The organism is Roseateles sp. GW821-FHT09B06 (genome assembly GCF_059418245.1).
In genome coordinates, this window is the sequence record NZ_JBWKPM010000038.1 from 25,058 (window position 1) to 43,472 (window position 18,415).

Here is an 18,415-nt window from a genome sequence, read left to right on the forward strand (position 1 = left end):
TGGTCTTTGCGCGTCCCCACCCTAGTTATTCCCCCGATTTACCACGCACCAGGCTTCGCATCTGGTCCAGCGATACGCGGGTCTCGGCCGCCACCTTGAGCCGCGGCGGTGGCTTGAAGGCGTGGCCATAGACCAGCTCCAGGCTCAGGCGCAGGCGCCCATCGGGCCCGCGCAGCCGCTCCAGCTCGCGCAGCAGGTCGCGCCGCCAGGCCGGCGTGCGCCAGCCCGCGAAACGCCCCGGCGACAGATTGCCGCCCAATGTGCGCAGATCGTCCAACAGTTTTGCGGGCTCGCCCCAGGTCAGCGCGATGCGCTCCTGGTCCATCACCGGATCGGCGAAACCGGCCTCGACCAGCATGTCGCCGACATCGTGCATGTCGATCCATTCCGGCCCGGCAAAGCCCCAGCCCAGGTCGGCATAGAGCGTGCGCAGTTCGCGCAGGCTGTCCGGCCCCAGGCAGGAAAACATCACGAAGCCGTCCACCGCCAGCGCGCGGTGCCACAGGCGCAGCAGGGCCTGCGGGTCGGGACTGAGATGCAGATACATATTGGCCCACAGCAGCTCGGCCGCGCTCTCGGGCGCCTCCTGCGGCAGCCAGATGGGCGCCGCGGGCGCGCTCTCGCGGCCGCGCCAAGCCGCCGTCCACCAGCCGCCCTTCCTGGGCGCCGGGGTCTGCGAGCGCTCGCGCAGCGCCGCTATCGGCTCCACCAGCAACTGCTCGGCCTGCGGGTAGGCGGCCCGCAATGCGGCCTCGCTGGCGCCGAGGAAGGCCGACCATTGCAGCACGCGCGGTGGCTGCAGCTTGATCAGCGGCAGGCGCTCGGCCATGCGCGTGGCGATGTCGGCGTGCAGCCAGGGCGGCTCGGGCCGGCGCGCCAGGCGGCGCAGCTGGCGCAGCAGGGCCGGCGCGTCGATCTGCTGATCGGGGGGGCGCGTCGGCGCGGGAGACGGGGAAGACATGGGCCGGCAGTATATTGAGCCATGGAGCGGCCCGCCCTGCCCGGCAGCAAGCCCTCGCTGGTGGAGCGGGTGCTGGGAGGCTGGCCGGGGCAATGCGCGGTGTGCCGGAGCTGGTCCGCGGGGCGCGTCTGCGACGACTGCCTGCGGCGCTATGCGCGGCCGGCGCCGCGCTGCTGGAGCTGCGCGCTGCGCCTGCCGACCGGGCCGGGCGGGCATGGCGAACCCCGTTGCGGCGCCTGCCTGCACCGGCCGCCGCCGCTGGATCGCACGATCGCCGCACTGGACTACGCCTTCCCCTGGGACCGGCTGCTGCAGCGCTACAAGTTCCATCAGGCGCTGGAGCTGCGCGCCGTGCTGGTCGAACGCCTCGATCGGGCGCTCGACGCGGCCCAGGCCGAGGCGCCGGACTGGCTGCTGCCGGTGCCGCTGTCGCGCGCGCGGCTGCGCGAGCGCGGCTACAACCAGAGCTGGGAGCTGGCGCGCGCGCTGGCCCGGCGGCGCGGGCTGGCCGGCGATGCCGGCCTGCTGCTGCGCCTGCGCGATACTGCGCACCAGCTGCAGCTGCCGCCCGAACAGCGCGCCGCCAATGTCAGACAGGCCTTCGCCGTGGAACCGCGCCGCGCGCATGAACTGCGCGGCCGGCAGGTGGCCCTGCTCGATGACGTGATGACCACCGGCGCCACCCTCTTCGAACTCGCCCGGGTGCTGCGCCAGGCCGGCGCCACGCGCGTCGAGGCCTGGGTGGTGGCGCGCACCTCAGATTAATTTCCCGATTCCTCGCGCTTCCATGTTCAACATCGTCCTGGTCCACCCGGAAATCCCGCCCAACACCGGCAACGTCATCCGCCTGGCGGCCAACACCGGCTGCAGCCTGCACCTGATCGAGCCGCTGGGTTTCTCGATGGAGGACAAGCTGCTGCAGCGCGCGGGCCTCGACTATCACGAGTACACGCGGGTCTTGCGCCACGCCGACTGGGCCGCCTTCCTGGCCGACGCAAGACCCGACCCCGCGCGGATGTTCGCCTTCACGACGCGCGGCAGCCGGCCCTTCGGCGAGGTCGCCTGGCGGCCCGGCGACTGGCTCGTCTTCGGTTCCGAGACCGCCGGCCTGAAACCCGAGCTGCGCGACGGCTTCCCCGCCGAGCAGCGCGTGCGCCTGCCGATGCGCCCCGAGCAGCGCAGCCTGAATCTCAGCAACAGCGTCGCCGTCGCGGTGTTCGAGGCCTGGCGGCAGAACGGCTACGCGGGAGCCGTCTAGGCCCACCCCCTACGCGCTGCGCGCGCCCCCTCAAGGGGGCAAGCCCGCTGGACCGGCGGAGCCGGATCCTCGGGCTTCGCTGGGGAACTACTCCGGCTGTACGCCCGCGGCCTTGATCATCTTGCCCCAGCGCTCGCGCTCGCTCTTCATCAGCGCGGCCAGCGCGTCGGGCGTCGAGGCGGCGGCGCTGAAGTACTGGCTCAGCATCTTGCCGCGCACCTCGTCGCTCTTGATGATGCGCACCAGCTCGGTCGAGAGGCGCTGCACGATGGGCATTGGCGTCTTCGCCGGTGCCAGCATGGCCTGCCAGGAGATCGCCTCGAAGCCGGCATAGCCCTGCTCGGCCAGGCTGGGCAGTTCGGGCAGCGAGCCGACGCGGCCGAGGCTCGTCACGCCAAGCGCCTTCAGCTTGCCGGCCTTGACCTGGCCCATCGCGATGCCCGGCACCATGAAGCCGGCCTGCACCTGGCCGGCCAGGATGGCGTTGACCACCTGCGGGAAGCCCTGATAGGGCACATGGGTCAGATCGACGCCGGCCCGCGACTTGAACGATTCCATCGCCAGATGGGCGGCGCTGCCGTTGCCGACGCTGCCGTAGTTCAGCTGCCCCTTCCTCTCCTTGGCGATGCGCACGAAGTCGGCCAGGGTGTTGGCCCCCAGCCGCGGATCGACCACCAGCACATTCGGACTGGTCGCGACCAGGCCGACCGGCTGCAACTCCTTGAACGGGTCGTAGGGCAGATGCTTGGCCAGCAGCGGCGCGGTCACCAGCGGGCCCTGGATCGTGAACAGCAGGGTGTAGCCGTCCGGCTCGGCCTTGGCCACCGCGCCGGTGCCGATATTGCCGCCGGCGCCGGGCTGGTTGAGGATCACCAGCGGCTGGCCGAGGGCCTGGCCCAGCGGCTCGGCCACCGCGCGGGCGATGATGTCGGGCGAGCTGCCGCCCGGGAAGGGCACGACCAGCTTGATCGGCCGCGCGGGCCAGGGCTGGGCCAGCGCGGGCAGGCCGGCGGCGGCGAGCGGCGCCAGCGCGGCGGCCTGCAGCAGGGAACGTCGTTGCATATCAGCTCTCCTTCTTGCTGTTTCGATTCCTGACGCGCAGGCGCTCGCGCCATGCGCATCCCCCAGCAACGCCCGAGGATCCGGCTGTGCCGGTCCTACGGGCGTGCCCCCTTGAGGGGGCCGGCGAAGCCGGTAGGGGGTGGTCAATGTTCGGACTTGGCTTCGCGGCTCATCAGCAGCTCGACGGCGGCGGCCGGGCTCAGGCGCCCGTCCAGCACCTCGACCACCGCGGCCGTGATCGGCATGTCCACGCCCAGCGCCTGGGCGCGCGCCAGCACGGTGGGCGCGCTGTAGACGCCCTCGGCCACATGCCCCAGGTCCACCAGGATCTGCGCCAGCGGCAGACCCTTGGCCAGCTCCAGACCCACCCTGCGGTTGCGCGACAGGTCGCCGGTGGCGGTCAGCACCAGATCGCCCATGCCCGACAGGCCCATGAAGGTCTCGGTGCGCGCGCCCAGGGCCTGGCCCAGGCGCAGCATCTCGGCCAGGCCGCGCGTGATCAGCGCGGCGCGCGCGTTCAGACCCGGCACGCCCGGCGCCGCGCCCTGCCCGGCCTGCTCGGCCCGCAGGCGCAGGCCGTCGGCGATGCCCACGGCAATCGCCATCACGTTCTTGACCGCGCCGCCGACCTCGACGCCGGCCGGGTCGGTCGAGGTGTAGACGCGCAGCGCGGCGCCATGAAAGGCCTCGACGGCCAGCCGCGCCAGTGCCTCATCCTCGCTGGCAGCGACCAGCGCGGTCGGCTGGCCGGCCGCCACCTCCTGCGCGAAGCTGGGGCCGGACAGGACGCCGGCACCAAGCCGCGGCTGCACCAGGCGCGCGATCTCGTGGCCCAGCAGGCCGCTGCCGGCCTCGAAGCCCTTGCACAGCCACAGCACCCGGGCGCCGTCCGGCAGCCCGGCCAGCATGCCGCGCAGGGCCGCCATCGGCGTGGCGACGACGATCAGACCCGCGCGGCCATGCGCGACGGCCGCGGCCAGATCGCTGCCCAGCGCCAGCGCGGCGGGCAGTTCGGCGCCGGGCAGATAGCGCTCGTTGCGGCGCGTGCGGCGCATCGCCTCGCAGGCGGCGGCATCGCGCGCCCACAGCAGCACCTCATGCCCCTGGGAAGCGCGGGCCGCCTGAACGGCCAGGGCCGTGCCCCAGGCGCCGGCGCCGAGAACGGTGATCTTCATGACGGCTACCGAAGATGATGAGGGAGGATTTGAACAAAGAAAAACGCCCCCGCCGCGCTCGGCAGCCAGGGGCGTTTCATCGGGCCCGAACCGTCAGTTGGCGACGGCGGCCTGGCCGTTGCGCTGCGCCTGCTGGGCCTCGAACATGGCCTGGAAGTTCACCTCGGTCAGCAGCACGGGCGGGAAGCCGGCACGGGTGCAGACGTCGGAGACGACGGCGCGCAGATAGGGGTAGATCATCTGCGGGCAGACGATGCCGACGATGCCCTCGACCTGGTCTTGCGGCAGGTTGCGGATCTCGAAGATGCCGGCCTGCTTGGCCTCGATCAGGAACAGGGTCTTGTCGGCCACCTTGGTCGTGACGGTGGCGGTGACGCTGACCTCGTAGAAGCCCTCGTTGACCGGCTCGGCCGCCAGGGCCAGGTTGATGTCCACCTGGGGCTGGGTCTGCTCCAGCAGGATCTGGGGCGAATTCGGTTGCTCCAGCGACAGATCCTTCAGATACATGCGCTGGATCTGGAACACGGGGGTGTTGTTGCTCTCGTCGGCCATGATGGTGCCTAAGTCTTTGCTAGTCGGAAGCCCGCCGGCCAAACGCCACGGGCCACAAGGCGGGGTAACAGGCCGCGATTATGGCGCAGCGGCCAAGGGCCGCGGCGGGGCACCCCCGCCTTGCAGCAGCGCCTCAGGCGCCCTGCAGCAGGGGCAGCAGGGCGCCGCGCTGGTCCAGCGAGACCAGATCGTCGCAGCCGCCCACATGGGTGTCGCCGATGAAGATCTGCGGCACCGTGCGGCGGCCGGTGCGCTCGATCATGGTGTCGCGCTCGCCCGGGTTCAGGTCCACCCGCACCTCGTCGATCTGCTCGACGCCGCGCTGCTTCAGCAGCGCCTTGGCCCGTACGCAGTAGGGGCAGACCAGGCTGGTATACATCTTCACGGCTTGCATCGCGCGCGCCCTTCCTTCTCGGTGCTTCAGGTGGTCTTCTCGACCGGCAGATTCGCCTCGCGCCAGGCGGCGGTACCGCCGGCCAGCGCCTGGGCCTTTTCGTGGCCCAGCTTGCGCAGCATGCCAGCGGCGCGGCCGGCGCGTGCGCCGTTGCCGCACAGCACCACGATGGGCAAGGCCTTGTTGCTGGGCAGTTGCTTGTTGCCGGCCTCGATGGCAGCCAGCGGCACGTTGCGGGCGCCCGCCACATGGCCGGCGGCGAATTCGGCCGGCTCGCTGACGTCGATCAGCACCGCCTTCTCGCGGTTCACCAGACGCACCGCCTCGGCGGTGGAGAGGGCCGCGCCGGCCGCACTGCGCATCAGCGTGGGCCACATCAGCAGGCCGCCGGACACGGCGGCCGCCAGCACCAGATACCAGTTGTCGATCAGGAACTTCAAGAGCGTGTCCGGTTGGTCAAAGAGGCGGGATTATAGAAAACACGGCCCCTTTAGAATCGCGCCAGCCCGAATGGGGCGGCCGTCATCCTCTTGCAATCCATGTACAAGCTCGTGCTCATTCGCCATGGCGAATCCACCTGGAACCTCGAAAATCGCTTCACCGGCTGGACCGATGTCGACCTGACGCCGACCGGCGTCGAACAGGCGAAGCAGGCCGGCCGCCTGCTGAAGGAAGCCGGGCTGGACTTCGACGTGGCCTATACCTCGGTGCTCAAGCGCGCCATCTGGACCCTCTGGCATTGCCTGGATCAGATGGACCGAACCTGGCTGCCGGTGGTGCACAGCTGGCGCCTCAACGAGCGCCATTACGGCGCGCTGCAGGGCCTGAACAAGGCCGACATGGCCAAGCAATACGGCGACGAGCAGGTGCTGGTCTGGCGCCGCAGCTACGACACCCCGCCGCCGGCCCTGGAGGCCAGCGATCCGCGCAGCGAGCGCGGCGACCTGCGCTATGCCAAGCTCAGGCCCGAGGACATCCCGCTGACCGAGTGCCTGAAGGACACCGTGGCCCGCGTACTGCCGTTCTGGAACGACAGCATTGCCCCGGCGATCCTGTCGGGCCGGCGCCTGGTGATCGCGGCCCATGGCAACAGCATCCGCGCCCTGGTGAAGTATCTGGACAATGTCGGCGACGACGAGATCGTCGGCGTGAACATTCCCAACGGCATCCCGCTGGTCTACGAGTTGGACGCGGCGCTGAAGCCGATCAAGCGCTACTACCTGGGCGACCCGGAAGCCGCTGCCAAGGCCGCCGCCGCGGTGGCCGCCCAGGGCAAGAAGGCCTAGCAGGCGGGCCTAGGCGGCGCCGATCGCCGCGGCCAGCAGCGGCGCCACCGAGACCGCATTGCTCGCATGCGGCACGGTGTTGCTGCTCCAGACATGGCGCACGCCGGCCGCCCGCAGCGCCGGCAGCGCATCGCCGTTGAACAGCGCATGCGTCACGGCCACGTCCACCGAGGCCGCGCCGCGCGCCAGCAGGCCCTGGGCCGCGCCAATCAGGGTACGGCCGGTCGAGGCCATATCGTCCAGCAGCACGACGGCCCGCCCCGCCACCGGCATGTCCGGCAGGACCAGGCTGACCTGGCGGTCGCCCTGACGCAGCTTGCTCCCCACCGCATGCTCGAGGCCGCCGGCGCGCGCCGCCTCGCGCACCCACTGGGCCGATTCCGCGTCGGGCCCGATCAGCAGCGCGCCGGGCACCTGCCGCGCGACCCAGGCACCCAGCAGCGGCGCGGCCGAGAGGGCAAGCCCCGTCCCCACGGGCATGACCTCGTCGAGGCTGGCGATGCGGTGCAGGTGCGGGTCCAGCGTGATCACGCGCTCGAAATGCCCGGCCAGCAGGCGCGCGATATGGCGCTGACTGACCGCCTCCCCGGGCGTGAACTCCATATCCTGGCGCATATAGGCCAGGTAGGGCGCGATCAGCCAGAGCCTGCCGGCGCCCCAGTCGCGCGCCGCCGGCGCGGCGATCAGCAGCTCGACCAGCTTGTCGTTGGGCTGCTGCAGGCCGCGCAGCAGCAGCACGCGCTCCGGCAGGGGCTTGGGCAGCAGCAGGCGCAGCTCCCCGTCCGGAAAGCGGTGGCGCGTCACGAAGGCCAGCGGCAGCGCCAGCGCGGCGGCCAGCTCGCGGGCCAGCGATGCCTCGTCCTCGAAGGCCAGCAGCAGGTTCTTGCTCGGGTCCATCACATCGAACGGGGCATGCCGGGCGCGCATTCAAGCGGCGGTTGAAGGGGCGTCATGCACCCCGACTTTAGGCCAGGGCCGCGGCGATTTTTGTACGCAGATGTTCGGTCAGGACGCGCCGGTCGGCATGGGCCGTGGCTTCGGCCGGCAGGATGCGGATCTCCACGCCCAGGCCGCGTGCGCTGGCGACGCGCCACAGGCTTTGCAGCAGGGTGGTGTCGCCGATGAAGCGCGCCGCCATGCTGAAGCGCTGATCCGGCTCGTGCCAGCGCAGCGCCAGCGGCTGGATGGGCAGCCCGGTGGCGATGGCGGCCTGCAGCAGATTGGCGTGGAAGGGCAGCGGTTCGGGGCCGGCCCCGGTCGTGCCCTCGGGGAAGACCGCCACGGTGTCGCCGCTCTTCAGCGCCTCGGCCGTCTGGTGCACCACGCGCAGCGCATCGCGCTTGCTGGCGCGTTCGATGAAGAGCGTGTCCACCCCGTGCACCAGCATGCCCACCACGGGCCAATGCTTGATGTCGGCCTTGGAGACGAAGCGCGCCTCGGGCAGCACCGCGTGCATGGCGGCGATGTCCAGCCAGGAGACATGATTCGCGATCACCAGCTTGGCGCCCGGCCGCGCCTGCCCGCTGACCCGCAGATCGATGCCCAGCAGGCGCAGCATCTTGGCCGACCACCAGCCGATGCGCGCATGGCGCTCCGGCTTGGCCAGGCCCGGAAAGCGCAGCCAGACGATCAGCAGGCCATGCACGACATGCACGACCAGGCGCGCCAGGCGCCACAAGGCCAGGACGGCGGCGAACGGGCCGCGCATCACGCGGCGGCTTCGTAGGCGATATGGCCCGCGACCAGGGTGTGGCGCACCCGGCCCGGCAGCTCGAAGCCGCTGATGTCGGCCGCAAAGGGCGTGTACTTGCCCTGGCTCTGCAGCAGCGCCGGCGTCACCGCCCAGCGCGCCGCCGCGTCGAACACGCAGACATCGGCCACCCCGCCCTCGACCAGGCGGCCGGCCGAGGCGGCCAGCGAGCCCAGCGCATTGCCCAGCACCCTGACCGGCTCGGCGGTCACCACCGCCAGCGCGCGGGCCAGCGGCTGACCCTCGTCCTCGGCCCATTTCAGCGCCAGGCTCAGGAGCAGCTCCAGGCCGGTGGCACCGGGCGTGGCCTCGGCAAAGGGCAGCATCTTCTCGTCTTCGTCCACCGGCATATGGTCGGAGACCAGGGCGTCCAAGGTGCCGTCGGCCAGACCGGCGCGCAGCGCATCGCGGTCGCGGCCCTGGCGCAGCGGCGGGGCGAGGCGCATCGCGGAGTTGAAGAAGCCGATGTCCATATCGGTCAGGTGCAGCGAGTTGATCGACACGTCGGCCGTCAGCTTCAGGCCCTCGCGCTTGGCCGCGCGCACCAGCTCCACGCCCTGGTGGCTGGAAAGACGGCACAGGTGCACGCGCGCGCTGGTGACGCGCTGCAGCTCGAAGATCGTGTGCAGGGCCACGGTCTCGGCGGCCGCCGGCACGCCCGACAGGCCCAGGCGCGTCGCGACCGCGCCGCTGGCCGCCACGCCGCCGGCCAGCCAGGGATCCAGCGGATGCAGCCAGACCGTGTAGTCGAAGGTGGCCGCGTATTGCAGCGCGCGCAAGAGGATCTGGGTGTTCCTGATCGGCGCCTCGGCCTGCGAGAAGCCGACGCAGCCGGCCTCGGTCAGCTCGGCCATCTCGGTCAGGGCCTCGCCGGCCAGGCCGCGGGTCAGCGCGCCGAGCGGGAACAGGCGGCACAGGCTGAGCTTGCGGGCGCGGAACTTCAGCATCTCGACCAGGCCCGGCTCGTCCAGCGCCGGATCGGTGTCGGGCGGGCAGACCAGGCTGGTGACGCCGCCGGCCGCGGCCGCGTTCAGCTCGCTCTCCAGCATGCCCTCATGCTCATGACCGGGTTCGCGCAGGCGCGCGGCCAGGTCCACCAGGCCCGGCGCCACCACCAGGCCCGACGCGTCGATCACGCGCTCGGCCTCGAAATCGGCCGGCACGCCACCCAGCGCGACGATGCGGCCCGAGGCGATCGCCAGATCGCCCTGCTGGTCCAGGCCCGAGGCCGGATCGATCAAACGGCCGTTCTTGATGAGAATCTTCACTTGCAAAGCTCCAGTGCATTGGCCCATGGCGCTGGGCACGACTTGATCGCGCGAAGCCCGCGGATCCGGCTTTGCCGGTCCGCCGGGCTTGCCCCCTTGAGGGGGCGGCCGAAGGCCGCAGGGGGTGGTCCAACCCTCATGCTTCGTTTCCTGCGAGGATGCTCATGACCGCCATGCGCACCGCGATGCCGAAGGTCACCTGCGGCAGGATCACGCTCTGCTTGCCGTCGGCCACCGCCGAGTCGATCTCGACGCCGCGGTTGATCGGGCCGGGGTGCATCACGATCGCGTCGGGCTTGGCCAGGGCCAGCTTCTCCGGCGTCAGGCCGAAGTTCTTGAAGAACTCGCCGGCGCTGGGCAGCATCGCGCCGCTCATGCGCTCGTTCTGCAGGCGCAGCATGATGATCACGTCGGCATCCTTGATGCCCTCGGCCATGTCGTGGCAGACGCGCACGCCCATGTCCTTCAGGTCGCCCGGCACCAGGGTCTTGGGGCCGACCGCGCGGATCTCGGGCACGCCCAGGATGTTCAGCGCATGGATGTCGGAGCGCGCGACGCGCGAATGCACGATGTCGCCGACGATCGCCACCGTCAGGTTGCGGAAGTCCTTCTTGTAGTGGCGGATCGTGTACATGTCCAAGAGGCCCTGCGTCGGGTGCGCATGGCGGCCGTCGCCGGCGTTGACCACATGGACATGGGGCGCGCAATGCTGGGCGATCAGGTAGGGTGCGCCCGATTCGCTGTGGCGCACGACGAACATGTCGGCATGCATCGCGCTGAGGTTGGCCACCGTGTCCAGCAGGGTCTCGCCCTTCGCGGTGGAACTGCGCGCGATGTCCAGGTTCAGCACGTCGGCCGACAGGCGCTTGGCCGCGATCTCGAAGGTGGTGCGGGTGCGGGTGCTGTTCTCGAAGAACAGGTTGAACACCGACTTGCCGCGCAACAGCGGCACCTTCTTGACCTCGCGGTCGTTGACCGAGAGGAAGGTACCGGCGGTGTCCAGGATCTGGTGGATCACGGCCTGGGGCAGGCCCTCGATGGAGAGCAGGTGGATCAGCTCGCCATGCTTGTTCAGTTGGGGGTTTCGTTTGCTCAGCATCTTGTCTTCCCCCTGCGTCACTTCACGTCGAACGAGAAGCGGCCGTCCGCGTCGCGCGCCAGGCGCAGCTTCTGGTCGGCGCCCAGCGTCACGCGCGCGGCCGAGAAGGCCGGCTCGATCGGCAGCTCGCGTCCGCCGCGGTCCACCAGCACGGCCAGGGTCACGCTGGCCGGGCGGCCGAAGTCGAACAGCTCGTTGATCACCGCGCGCGTGGTGCGGCCGGTGTAGAGCACGTCGTCGATCAGCAGGATGTGGCGACCGTCCACCTCGAAGGGCAGCTTGGTGTGGTCGGCGCTGGCGTTCATGCCCTTGGAGCCGAAGTCGTCGCGGTGCAGGGCGCTGGAGATCACGCCATGGCCGTCGGCCAGGCCCAGGTCCTGCCGCAGGCGCTCGGCCAGCCAGGCGCCGCCGGACCAGATGCCCACCAGGGCGATATTCGGCTGCAGCAGGCGCTGCACGCCGCGCAACAGGTCGGCGTAGAGCGCCTCGGCATCGAGGTGGAGTGTGCTCATGGATGTTCCCGGAAAAATTGTTCAAGGATCAGCGCGGCCGAGGCCGAGTCCACATCGCGCGCGCCCCGGCTCTCGGCCTCGACGCTGGTGTAGCGCTCGTCGACCTCGTGGACCGGCAGGCGAAAGCGGCTTTTCAGCTGGCGGCCGAAACGGCGCGCGCGCTGGGTGATCTCATGTTCGGCCCCGTCGGGGTGGAAGGGCACGCCGATCACCAGGGCCTCGGGCTGCCATTCCTGGATCAGCTTGGCGATGGCCTGGAAACGCGCCTCGCCCTCCAGGGCGATGCTCTTCAGCGCCTCGGCGCTGCCGGTGAAACGGCTGCCGGTCGCCACGCCGACGCGCCTGGTGCCGAAGTCAAAGGCCAGCAGGGTCATGCGTGGCCGGCGTCCGTGCTCAGCATGCGCGGATCGATGCCCAGCAGGGCCAGCGCGCGGTCGTAGCGTTCCTCGATCGGCGTCTCGAAGATGATGCCCGGCTCGGCATTGACCGTCAGCCAGCCATTGCGGCCGATCTCCTCTTCCAGCTGGCCGGCTGCCCAGCCGCTATAGCCCAGGGTCACCAGCAGCTTCTTCGGGCCGGCGCCGTTGGACAGAGCCTCCAGCACATCGCGGCTGGTGGTCATCTCCAGGCCGCCGGGCACGGCCAGGGTCGCGTTGTAGTGGCCGCCCTCCTCGTCCAGCGGCTCGTGCAGCACGAAACCGCGCTCGGTCTGCACCGGGCCACCGAAGAACACCGGCGTGGCCGCCAGATCCTCGTCGGGCAGGTTGAGGTCGACCTTCTCGAACAGGTTCCCCAGGGTCAGGGAGATCGGCTTGTTGATCACCAGCCCCAGCGCGCCCTTGTCGTTGTGCTCGCAGAGATAGACCACGGCCCCGGCAAAGGTGTCGTCCGCCATGCCCGGCATGGCGATCAGGAACTGGTTGGTGAGGGCCATCTGGTGCTTGGACATGAGGGCATTTTATTCTCCGCGCATGGAAAAGACTTTGGACCGCGCCCTGGTCTGGTTTCGCCGCGATCTGAGGATCGACGACCAAGCTGCGCTCTACCATGCGCTGAAGGGGGCCCGCCGGGTGTTCTGCGCCTTTGTGCTGGATCGCGACATCCTCGACGCCCTGCCCCGCGCCGACCGCCGGGTCGAGTTCATCCTGCAGGCCCTGCGGGGGCTGGACCGCGAACTGCGCGCCCTGGGCGGGGCCCTGATCGTGCGCCATGGCCGCGCCGACGAGCTGCTGCCGCAGTTGGCCTCCGAGCTGGGCGCGCAGGCCGTGTTCGCCAACCACGACGACGAGCCCCAGGCCCTGGCGCGCGACGCCCGGGTCGCGCTGCGCCTGGCCGCCGCCGGCCGCCGTTTCGCGAGCTACAAGGACCATGTAATCTTCGAGCGCAGCGAGCTGCTCAGCGTCGCCGGCAAGCCCTATGCGGTGTTCACGCCCTACAAGAATGCCTGGCTGCGCAAGATCGAGCCCTTCTACCTGAGCGCCTACCCGGTGCGGCGCCATGCCGGCGCGCTGGCGCCCAGCCCGCTGGCGCAAGGCGTGCCGGGCCTGGCCGAGATCGGCTTCGAACCGGCGGGCCTGAGTCCACAGCTCGGCGCGGACCGGGCCGAGGCCCTGCTCGAGGATTTCCTGCGGCGCATCGAGCGCTACGACCGCACGCGCGACTATCCCGCCGCCAAGGGCCCCAGCTACCTCGGCGTGCATCTGCGCTTCGGCACGCTCTCGGTCCGCCGGCTGGCGCGCGCGGCCTGGCAGCGCATGGCCGCCGGCGAGCATGGCGCCGAGGTCTGGCTCTCGGAGCTGATCTGGCGCGACTTCTACCACCAGGTGATGCACCATTGGCCGCATGCGATGAGCCGCGCCTTCCGGCCCGAGTACGACAAGATCCGCTGGGAACAGGGCCCCGAAGCCGAGCGCCTGTTCCGGGCCTGGTGCCAGGGCCGCACCGGCTATCCGCTGGTGGATGCGGCGATGCTGCAGCTCAACAGCTCCGGCTATATGCACAACCGCCTGCGCATGGTGACGGCCAGCTTCCTGATCAAGGACCTCGGGCTGGACTGGCGCTGGGGCGAACGCTATTTCGCCGAACGGCTGCTGGACTTCGACCTCGCGGCCAACAACGGCGGCTGGCAATGGGCCGCCTCCAGCGGCTGCGATGCCCAGCCCTACTTCCGCATCTTCAACCCGGTCAGCCAGAGCGAGAAGTTCGACCCCGAGGGCAGGTTCATCCGGCGCTACCTGCCGCAGCTGGAGGGGCTCGCCCCCCGGCAGATCCATGCGCCCTGGCTGGCCGGCGCCGCGCCCGGCGCCGACTATCCGCCGCCCCTGGTGCAGCACGACGCGGCACGCCGGCGCACGCTGGAACGCTATGCGCCGGTGAAAACCCGGGCCATACAGACCTGACCCCCGGGGCAGCTGCGCTTGATTTTTCCGGCGCCGCGCCCTAGCCTGCGCTGGCGGCGGTCGGCAAGAGGCCAGGAGCGCGGGACGCACCGACCCCCGCCGCGAAAATGGGTAGGGTGGGCGCTGCAAGCCCCGTCATCGGTCGCCGGCTGCAGCCCTGCATGTATCCATGAGTGCTTCTCACCACTCAGCTGGACATGCGTTTGACATCGTTTCCACTGGCATTCGGTCTGCTCGTCGCGGGCTGCATCGCGTTCGTGGCCACGGCCTACGGCGAGCACCGCAGCCTGGGCGAATCGGTGGCGCGCAGCGCGGCGCGCGCACAGGCCTTGCAGACCCAGCTGCTGATCCGCAAGGTGGGTGGCCTGCTGGTGGACATCGAGACCGGCCAGCGCGGCTTCATCATCACCGGCCAGCCCAGCTTTCTGGAACCCTATGAACGGGCCCAGCAGGAACTCAAGCTCAGCTATGCCGAGCTGAAGCGCCAGCTGCGGCGCGACGCCGGGGGCAGCCCCCCCTCGCTGGAGCGGCTGGACGGCTTCATCGAGCGTCGCATCCAGCAGGTGGAGCGCAATGTGGAGCAGCGCCGGCGCCAGGGCGAGGCGGTGCTGAAGGACCTGTCGGCCTATGTCTCGGGCAAGCTGCTGATGGACGAGCTGCGCCACGAGCTGCGGCTGCTGGAGGTCCGGCAGGAGCGCCTGGTCGAGCAGGCCCGGCGCGATACCGAGGCGGTGCAGCAGCGCACCGAGCAGCTGGCCCTGGTGCTGCCGGTGGTGGGCCTGCTGCTGATCTGCGGCGCCCTGCTGGCCCTGCTGGCGGAGCGGCACCGGCGCGACCATGCCGAGCAGGCGCTGCTGCAATCCAAGGCCGCGCTCGAGTCCACCGTGACCCAGCGCACCGTGGCGCTGCGCGCCGCCTTGTCGCGCATCCAGAGCTTCGCGGCAGAGCTGGACCGCGGCATCGAGACCGAGCGCCGCAACCTGGCGCGTGAGGTGCACGACCAGATCGGCCAGATCGGCACCGCCACCAAGATGCTGGTGCTGGCGCTGCGCAAGAAGCTGGCGCCGGCCCGCGAGGAGATGCTGGACGAGCTGCTGCAGATGGCCGACGAGGTCATCGCCACGGCGCGCCAGATCGCGGCCGCGCTGCGCCCGCCGCTGCTGGACGATCTGGGCCTGGCCGCCGCGCTGGCCCATCACGCCAAGGGCCTGGAGCGCCAGGGCCAGCTGCGGGTGGAGGTGGCCGTGGACGACGAGCAGTTGCTCAGCGCCGAGCAGTGCAACCAGCTGTTCCGAATCCAGCAGGAGGCCGCCACCAATGTGCTGCGCCACGCCCAGGCGAGCCGCCTGGAGATCCGCGGCACGGCCGACGCGGGCGGCTACTGCCTGGAAATCATCGATGACGGCGTGGGCCCCGGCCAGGTGCGGCCCGACGCCTCGGGCCTGCGCAATATGCGCGAACGCGCCGCGCTGGCCGGCGGCAGCCTGGCCTTCGGCCCGGGACCGCAGGGCGGCACGCGCGTGGCCGTCTGCCTGCCGCTGGCGCCGGCGGAACGCAGCAGCCAGGAGGCCCAGGCATGAAGGTGCTCGTGGTCGACGACCATCCCATCATGCGCGTCGGCGTGCGTCAGCTGATCCTGGCCGAATGGCCGACCGCCGCGGTCCGCGAGGCCACCACCATCGCCCAGGCCCTGGAGCAGGCCCGGGCCGACACCCCCGAGGTGGTGGTGCTGGACCTGTCGCTGCCCGATGCCAGCGGCACCGAGGGCGCCAGCCGCATGCTGCGGGCGCTGAAGGGCGTGCCGGTGCTGGTGCTGAGCCTGAATGCCGAGTCGGCCTACGCGGCGCGGCTGCTGCAGATGGGCGTGTCCGGCTACCTGCCCAAGGACCGCGCAGGCGACGAGCTGGTCAGCGCCTTGCGCCGTCTGCTGGCCGGCGGCCGCTACGTGACCGCGGCCATGGCCGACCACCTGCTGGGCCTGCTGAGCGGCCAGCAGCCCGGCCAGCTGCCGCATGAGCTGCTGTCGGCCCAGGAGCACCGCGTGATGCTGCTGATCGCCGCCGGCCAGACGCCGGCCCAGATCGCCGACGCGATGCATCTCTCGGTCAAGACCGTCGGCACCTACCGCGCCCGCATCCTGGAGAAGGCCGGCTGGAGGAACAACACCGACCTGACCAAGTACTGCGTCCAGCATGGCCTGACCGATCCGGCGTAGGTGGATTGCCTACGCCAGCTTGCTTGATTCATGCACCCGGCCTTGCGGCAGGCGCCGCTGCACGGCGCCACGGCCGCGCCCGAAGATGCGCGGCATAACAACAGGGAGTGCGCATGAACGTCTTTCTGGTCGAGGACTCGCCATCGATACGGCGCCTGCTGGTGCGCCGGCTCGAGAGCATGCCGGGGGCGCGCATCGTCGGCGAAGCCAGCGGCCAGGAGCAGGCGCTGGCCATGATCAACTGGCTGCAGCCCGATCTGGTGCTGCTGGACCTGTCGCTGGCCACCGGTTCGGGCCTGCAGGTGCTGGCCGGACTGCGTCGCGGCGGATTTGACGGCCGCATCATGGTGCTGACCTCGCAGTCCGCCGAGGCCTACCGCCAGGCCTGCGAGAAGGCCGGCGCCGATGCCTTCTACGACAAGGCCAGCGGCCTCGACACCCTGTTCGACGATATCGGCGCACTGCTGGCGCGCGAGCTCGAACTCGCGCCGCGGAGCATGCCGGCCCTGCTGCTGCGCGACGGCCTGACCGGCCTGTTCAGCCAGGGCGCGCTGCTGGAGCGGCTGGACCAGGCCACCCGCATGGCCGCCCGCGACGACCAGGAAGTGGCGGTCTACGTGCTGATGCTCAGGGGCCTGGACGCGCTGCGCGAGCTCCAGGGCGAGGCCGCCGTGGACCAGGTGCTGATCCAGACCGCCGCCCGGCTGGACCAATGCAGCACGCCGGCCGACGTGCTGGCCCGCTCGGCCAGCGACCAGTTCTCGCTGGTGCTGACGCGGGTCGAATCGGCCACCGAGGCCACCATGTTCGCCCAGCGCCTGGCCACGCTGCTGGCGCAGCCCTTCGACCTGGGCGCCGAGCCGCTGTTCCTGCCCTCGGAACTGGGCGTGGCCCTGTTCCCGCGCGACGCCGTCTCGGCGCGCGCCCTGCTGACACTGGCCGAGGCCGATGCCTACGGCACGCAGCTACCCCGCGGTTCGTCCGCCTTCGCGCATTGAGCGCCTATCGACATCGAGGAGCACGGGCATGGACACCCGCCGCCCCTGCTGGCACGGCGGCGGCATCACGCTGGACCTGCCGGGCCAGGCGCCGGTCCGGCAGCATGGGGGCCAGGGCCATGCCCGGGCGTCGGCTGGGCGCCGCGATGTGTTCACCGTGACGCTGAGCTATTACCGACCCAGCTCGCCAGGCCCCGGTCGCGCCCCTCGAACACCTGGGCCAGGAAGGCCAGGGCCAGCTCCCGCGTCGCGGCCTTGACCTGCGGGTTCAGCTCGGCGCAGCCGGTGCCGGCGCGGTCGGTGAAGATGCTGTGCGAGCCGCTGCGGAACATCACCAGAGACTTGGGCGCCTCCTCGAAACCCGGGGCGGTTCACATGCTCAAATGCTGGGCAAAATTCGTGAACGATCCACATACAACACGTTAGAAATTCAGAATGCAGATTCCGCCGCGCGTAGCTCCGTACTTTGAGTGCTGCTACATCCTGGGATTCAGCATTTGCAATGGATGCGGCGTCAGCGCCGAATTCCAGTCAAGCCATCCTCGATTCAGCGACTTCTGGTGGCTCGATGAAGCGGCGGCCATGTCTACGCAAGGCTGGATGGTTCCAGAATCGCAGGTCACGTTCTGTCGGGCGTGTGCGGAAAAGCTAAGCATCAGACACAACCCCAATGCCTACACGATCGACACCGAGAATTTCTAACCCTGCCATGGATCGGACAGCCAAGGGCTGGCCTCGCTACGGCACCTCGTCATTGTTGCCTTCGCTCGGCCAGCCCTTGGCTGCCGCTCATGTTGAACGTTAAAGCGCAGATGCAATCTCCCGTCGAGCACGAAAGGCTTGTTCAGTTGATCAAGTGGATCGACGAGAACACCGCTGGGCTAGCCTTCCCAACCGACGATCGAACGATGCTCGCCATTGGCTGTTTTGATGTCGCCATCGAGCACCAGGCTGCCATTGCTCTGCTGGCCAGCGCTTCTATCCATGGCTCAGCGTTCGCGCTGCTTCGCGTCCTAGCGGAGTCACTGGTTCGCGGTCTCTGGTTGCATGAATGCGCGACCGATGCAGAGTTGGCCAAGTTCAAGCAAGGAAAGCTGGACAAGAAATTCCAGACGCTAATCAACGAGTACGAACTGAAGATTGGTACGCCGGCAGGAGTCCTATCCAATTTCAAGACAGCAGCCTGGGATTCGCTCAACGGATTCACGCATACGGGCTTCCATCAAGTTTCTCGTCGGCACGCTCCGGGTCGAGTTGAGGGTAGCTATCCTGATGTGGAGATCGCAAAGGCACTGGGTATCGCTGGCGCGCTCGGCATGATTGCTGCGGGTCAATTGCTCGCTATGTCCGGCCAAGTGCATTTGCTCGATGGGTACAACAAGAAGATGACCGAGTATGCGAATCCTGCGCCTTGAAGTCAACTTTGAAGTGCAACACCGCTAGGACCGAGCAAAGACTTCGCTCGGCGTCTTGAAGCCCAGGCGGC

General features: G+C 69.9%; 23 protein-coding genes. 9 read left to right on the plus strand and 14 right to left on the minus strand.

Annotation, left to right across the window (positions count from 1 at the left end; all coding sequences use genetic code 11):
• Positions 1 to 25 precede the first annotated feature (25 nt).
• Positions 26 to 961 (minus strand): class I SAM-dependent methyltransferase, encoded by a 936-nt coding sequence (locus AC07OQ_RS22425; RefSeq protein ID WP_495055357.1) that lies wholly within the window; start codon positions 959 to 961, stop codon positions 26 to 28.
• A 21-nt stretch (positions 962 to 982) separates the two neighbouring features.
• Here AC07OQ_RS22425 and AC07OQ_RS22430 point away from each other — a divergent pair, with 21 nt between their 5' ends.
• Both AC07OQ_RS22430 and trmL read left to right on the plus strand, forming a co-directional pair.
• A complete protein-coding gene (locus AC07OQ_RS22430; RefSeq protein ID WP_495055358.1) occupies positions 983 to 1,726 on the plus strand; it encodes a ComF family protein in 744 nt (247 codons plus the stop codon).
• 22 nt (positions 1,727 to 1,748) lie between these two features.
• Positions 1,749 to 2,219, plus strand: a complete 471-nt coding sequence (trmL, locus tag AC07OQ_RS22435; RefSeq protein ID WP_495055359.1) for a tRNA (uridine(34)/cytosine(34)/5-carboxymethylaminomethyluridine(34)-2'-O)-methyltransferase TrmL — start codon at positions 1,749 to 1,751, stop codon at positions 2,217 to 2,219.
• Between the two features lie 87 nt (positions 2,220 to 2,306).
• Here the strand turns inward: trmL and AC07OQ_RS22440 are convergent, their stop codons facing one another.
• The 5 genes from AC07OQ_RS22440 to AC07OQ_RS22460 form a co-directional block, all read right to left on the minus strand.
• Positions 2,307 to 3,281, minus strand: coding sequence for a Bug family tripartite tricarboxylate transporter substrate binding protein (locus AC07OQ_RS22440; protein ID WP_495055360.1), 975 nt, complete (start codon positions 3,279 to 3,281; stop codon positions 2,307 to 2,309).
• A 143-nt stretch (positions 3,282 to 3,424) separates the two neighbouring features.
• The gene (locus AC07OQ_RS22445) at positions 3,425 to 4,456 is read right to left on the minus strand and encodes an NAD(P)H-dependent glycerol-3-phosphate dehydrogenase (RefSeq protein WP_495055361.1); all 1,032 of its coding nucleotides are present in this window, start codon (positions 4,454 to 4,456) and stop codon (positions 3,425 to 3,427) included.
• A 93-nt stretch (positions 4,457 to 4,549) separates the two neighbouring features.
• Positions 4,550 to 5,008 carry a protein-export chaperone SecB gene (secB, locus tag AC07OQ_RS22450; RefSeq protein ID WP_495055362.1) on the minus strand — a complete coding sequence of 153 codons (459 nt, stop codon included), beginning with the start codon at positions 5,006 to 5,008 and terminating at the stop codon, positions 4,550 to 4,552.
• 133 nt (positions 5,009 to 5,141) lie between these two features.
• Entirely contained in the window at positions 5,142 to 5,402 is a 261-nt protein-coding gene (gene grxC / locus AC07OQ_RS22455; protein ID WP_495055363.1) for a glutaredoxin 3, read from the minus strand.
• A 26-nt stretch (positions 5,403 to 5,428) separates the two neighbouring features.
• Positions 5,429 to 5,842 (minus strand): rhodanese-like domain-containing protein, encoded by a 414-nt coding sequence (locus tag AC07OQ_RS22460; RefSeq protein ID WP_495055364.1) that lies wholly within the window; start codon positions 5,840 to 5,842, stop codon positions 5,429 to 5,431.
• 99 nt (positions 5,843 to 5,941) lie between these two features.
• Here AC07OQ_RS22460 and gpmA point away from each other — a divergent pair, with 99 nt between their 5' ends.
• On the plus strand, positions 5,942 to 6,688 hold the full coding sequence (gene gpmA / locus AC07OQ_RS22465; RefSeq protein WP_495055365.1) for a 2,3-diphosphoglycerate-dependent phosphoglycerate mutase: 747 nt from the start codon (positions 5,942 to 5,944) through the stop codon (positions 6,686 to 6,688).
• Between the two features lie 9 nt (positions 6,689 to 6,697).
• Here the strand turns inward: gpmA and AC07OQ_RS22470 are convergent, their stop codons facing one another.
• The 7 genes from AC07OQ_RS22470 to AC07OQ_RS22500 all read right to left on the minus strand — a co-directional run bounded on the left by AC07OQ_RS22470 (position 6,698) and on the right by AC07OQ_RS22500 (position 12,266).
• Complete coding sequence (locus tag AC07OQ_RS22470) at positions 6,698 to 7,585, minus strand: ribose-phosphate diphosphokinase (protein WP_495055366.1); 888 nt, start codon at positions 7,583 to 7,585, stop codon at positions 6,698 to 6,700.
• A gap of 67 nt (positions 7,586 to 7,652) precedes the next feature.
• Positions 7,653 to 8,396 carry a lysophospholipid acyltransferase family protein gene (locus AC07OQ_RS22475; RefSeq protein ID WP_495055367.1) on the minus strand — a complete coding sequence of 248 codons (744 nt, stop codon included), beginning with the start codon at positions 8,394 to 8,396 and terminating at the stop codon, positions 7,653 to 7,655.
• Positions 8,396 to 9,706: a dihydroorotase gene (locus AC07OQ_RS22480; protein WP_495055368.1), complete on the minus strand. Its 1,311-nt coding sequence runs from the start codon at positions 9,704 to 9,706 to the stop codon at positions 8,396 to 8,398. Before AC07OQ_RS22480 ends, AC07OQ_RS22475 begins: the two co-directional genes overlap by 1 nt.
• A gap of 136 nt (positions 9,707 to 9,842) precedes the next feature.
• Positions 9,843 to 10,805, minus strand: a complete 963-nt coding sequence (locus AC07OQ_RS22485; protein WP_495055369.1) for an aspartate carbamoyltransferase catalytic subunit — start codon at positions 10,803 to 10,805, stop codon at positions 9,843 to 9,845.
• A gap of 17 nt (positions 10,806 to 10,822) precedes the next feature.
• Entirely contained in the window at positions 10,823 to 11,317 is a 495-nt protein-coding gene (pyrR, locus tag AC07OQ_RS22490) for a bifunctional pyr operon transcriptional regulator/uracil phosphoribosyltransferase PyrR (RefSeq protein ID WP_495055370.1), read from the minus strand.
• Positions 11,314 to 11,691 (minus strand): Holliday junction resolvase RuvX, encoded by a 378-nt coding sequence (ruvX, locus tag AC07OQ_RS22495; RefSeq protein WP_495055371.1) that lies wholly within the window; start codon positions 11,689 to 11,691, stop codon positions 11,314 to 11,316. Before ruvX ends, pyrR begins: the two co-directional genes overlap by 4 nt.
• Complete coding sequence (locus AC07OQ_RS22500; protein WP_495055372.1) at positions 11,688 to 12,266, minus strand: YqgE/AlgH family protein; 579 nt, start codon at positions 12,264 to 12,266, stop codon at positions 11,688 to 11,690. The genes ruvX and AC07OQ_RS22500 overlap by 4 nt, the downstream gene beginning before the upstream one ends.
• Before the next feature lie 22 nt (positions 12,267 to 12,288).
• Between AC07OQ_RS22500 and AC07OQ_RS22505 the strand changes: the two genes are divergently transcribed.
• The 4 genes from AC07OQ_RS22505 (at position 12,289) to AC07OQ_RS22520 (ending at position 16,929) form a co-directional block, all read left to right on the plus strand.
• On the plus strand, positions 12,289 to 13,716 hold the full coding sequence (locus tag AC07OQ_RS22505) for a cryptochrome/photolyase family protein (protein ID WP_495055373.1): 1,428 nt from the start codon (positions 12,289 to 12,291) through the stop codon (positions 13,714 to 13,716).
• A gap of 197 nt (positions 13,717 to 13,913) precedes the next feature.
• Positions 13,914 to 15,296, plus strand: coding sequence for a CHASE3 domain-containing protein (locus AC07OQ_RS22510; RefSeq protein WP_495055374.1), 1,383 nt, complete (start codon positions 13,914 to 13,916; stop codon positions 15,294 to 15,296).
• Positions 15,293 to 15,931 (plus strand): response regulator, encoded by a 639-nt coding sequence (locus tag AC07OQ_RS22515; RefSeq protein ID WP_495055375.1) that lies wholly within the window; start codon positions 15,293 to 15,295, stop codon positions 15,929 to 15,931. Before AC07OQ_RS22510 ends, AC07OQ_RS22515 begins: the two co-directional genes overlap by 4 nt.
• Before the next feature lie 113 nt (positions 15,932 to 16,044).
• A complete protein-coding gene (locus tag AC07OQ_RS22520; RefSeq protein WP_495055376.1) occupies positions 16,045 to 16,929 on the plus strand; it encodes a diguanylate cyclase domain-containing protein in 885 nt (294 codons plus the stop codon).
• Between the two features lie 152 nt (positions 16,930 to 17,081).
• Here AC07OQ_RS22520 and AC07OQ_RS22525 read toward each other — a convergent pair whose 3' ends face one another.
• On the minus strand, positions 17,082 to 17,264 hold the full coding sequence (locus tag AC07OQ_RS22525; RefSeq protein ID WP_495055377.1) for a hypothetical protein: 183 nt from the start codon (positions 17,262 to 17,264) through the stop codon (positions 17,082 to 17,084).
• Between the two features lie 100 nt (positions 17,265 to 17,364).
• On the opposite strand from AC07OQ_RS22525, the gene AC07OQ_RS22530 reads away from it, so the two are divergent.
• Positions 17,365 to 17,631, plus strand: coding sequence for a hypothetical protein (locus tag AC07OQ_RS22530; RefSeq protein ID WP_495055378.1), 267 nt, complete (start codon positions 17,365 to 17,367; stop codon positions 17,629 to 17,631).
• A 110-nt stretch (positions 17,632 to 17,741) separates the two neighbouring features.
• Positions 17,742 to 18,344, plus strand: coding sequence for a DUF6988 family protein (locus AC07OQ_RS22535; protein ID WP_495055379.1), 603 nt, complete (start codon positions 17,742 to 17,744; stop codon positions 18,342 to 18,344).
• The last annotated feature ends 71 nt before the right edge of the window (positions 18,345 to 18,415 follow it).

Bases quoted from the DNA above. Each gene is read 5' to 3' on its own strand.
- gpmA (WP_495055365.1), top strand. From the start codon at position 5,942: ATGTACAAGCTCGTGCTCATTCGCCATGGCGAATCCACCTGGAACCTC.
- grxC (WP_495055363.1), bottom strand. From the start codon at position 5,402: ATGCAAGCCGTGAAGATGTATACCAGCCTGGTCTGCCCCTACTGCGTA.
- AC07OQ_RS22485 (WP_495055369.1), bottom strand. From the start codon at position 10,805: ATGCTGAGCAAACGAAACCCCCAACTGAACAAGCATGGCGAGCTGATC.
- AC07OQ_RS22520 (WP_495055376.1), top strand. From the start codon at position 16,045: ATGAACGTCTTTCTGGTCGAGGACTCGCCATCGATACGGCGCCTGCTG.
- AC07OQ_RS22505 (WP_495055373.1), top strand. From the start codon at position 12,289: ATGGAAAAGACTTTGGACCGCGCCCTGGTCTGGTTTCGCCGCGATCTG.
- AC07OQ_RS22470 (WP_495055366.1), bottom strand. From the start codon at position 7,585: ATGGACCCGAGCAAGAACCTGCTGCTGGCCTTCGAGGACGAGGCATCG.
- pyrR (WP_495055370.1), bottom strand. From the start codon at position 11,317: ATGAGCACACTCCACCTCGATGCCGAGGCGCTCTACGCCGACCTGTTG.
- trmL (WP_495055359.1), top strand. From the start codon at position 1,749: ATGTTCAACATCGTCCTGGTCCACCCGGAAATCCCGCCCAACACCGGC.
- AC07OQ_RS22440 (WP_495055360.1), bottom strand. From the start codon at position 3,281: ATGCAACGACGTTCCCTGCTGCAGGCCGCCGCGCTGGCGCCGCTCGCC.
- AC07OQ_RS22475 (WP_495055367.1), bottom strand. From the start codon at position 8,396: ATGCGCGGCCCGTTCGCCGCCGTCCTGGCCTTGTGGCGCCTGGCGCGC.
- AC07OQ_RS22510 (WP_495055374.1), top strand. From the start codon at position 13,914: ATGCGTTTGACATCGTTTCCACTGGCATTCGGTCTGCTCGTCGCGGGC.
- AC07OQ_RS22535 (WP_495055379.1), top strand. From the start codon at position 17,742: ATGCAATCTCCCGTCGAGCACGAAAGGCTTGTTCAGTTGATCAAGTGG.
- AC07OQ_RS22515 (WP_495055375.1), top strand. From the start codon at position 15,293: ATGAAGGTGCTCGTGGTCGACGACCATCCCATCATGCGCGTCGGCGTG.
- ruvX (WP_495055371.1), bottom strand. From the start codon at position 11,691: ATGACCCTGCTGGCCTTTGACTTCGGCACCAGGCGCGTCGGCGTGGCG.
- AC07OQ_RS22445 (WP_495055361.1), bottom strand. From the start codon at position 4,456: ATGAAGATCACCGTTCTCGGCGCCGGCGCCTGGGGCACGGCCCTGGCC.
- AC07OQ_RS22530 (WP_495055378.1), top strand. From the start codon at position 17,365: ATGCAGATTCCGCCGCGCGTAGCTCCGTACTTTGAGTGCTGCTACATC.
- secB (WP_495055362.1), bottom strand. From the start codon at position 5,008: ATGGCCGACGAGAGCAACAACACCCCCGTGTTCCAGATCCAGCGCATG.
- AC07OQ_RS22430 (WP_495055358.1), top strand. From the start codon at position 983: ATGGAGCGGCCCGCCCTGCCCGGCAGCAAGCCCTCGCTGGTGGAGCGG.
- AC07OQ_RS22425 (WP_495055357.1), bottom strand. From the start codon at position 961: ATGTCTTCCCCGTCTCCCGCGCCGACGCGCCCCCCCGATCAGCAGATC.
- AC07OQ_RS22500 (WP_495055372.1), bottom strand. From the start codon at position 12,266: ATGTCCAAGCACCAGATGGCCCTCACCAACCAGTTCCTGATCGCCATG.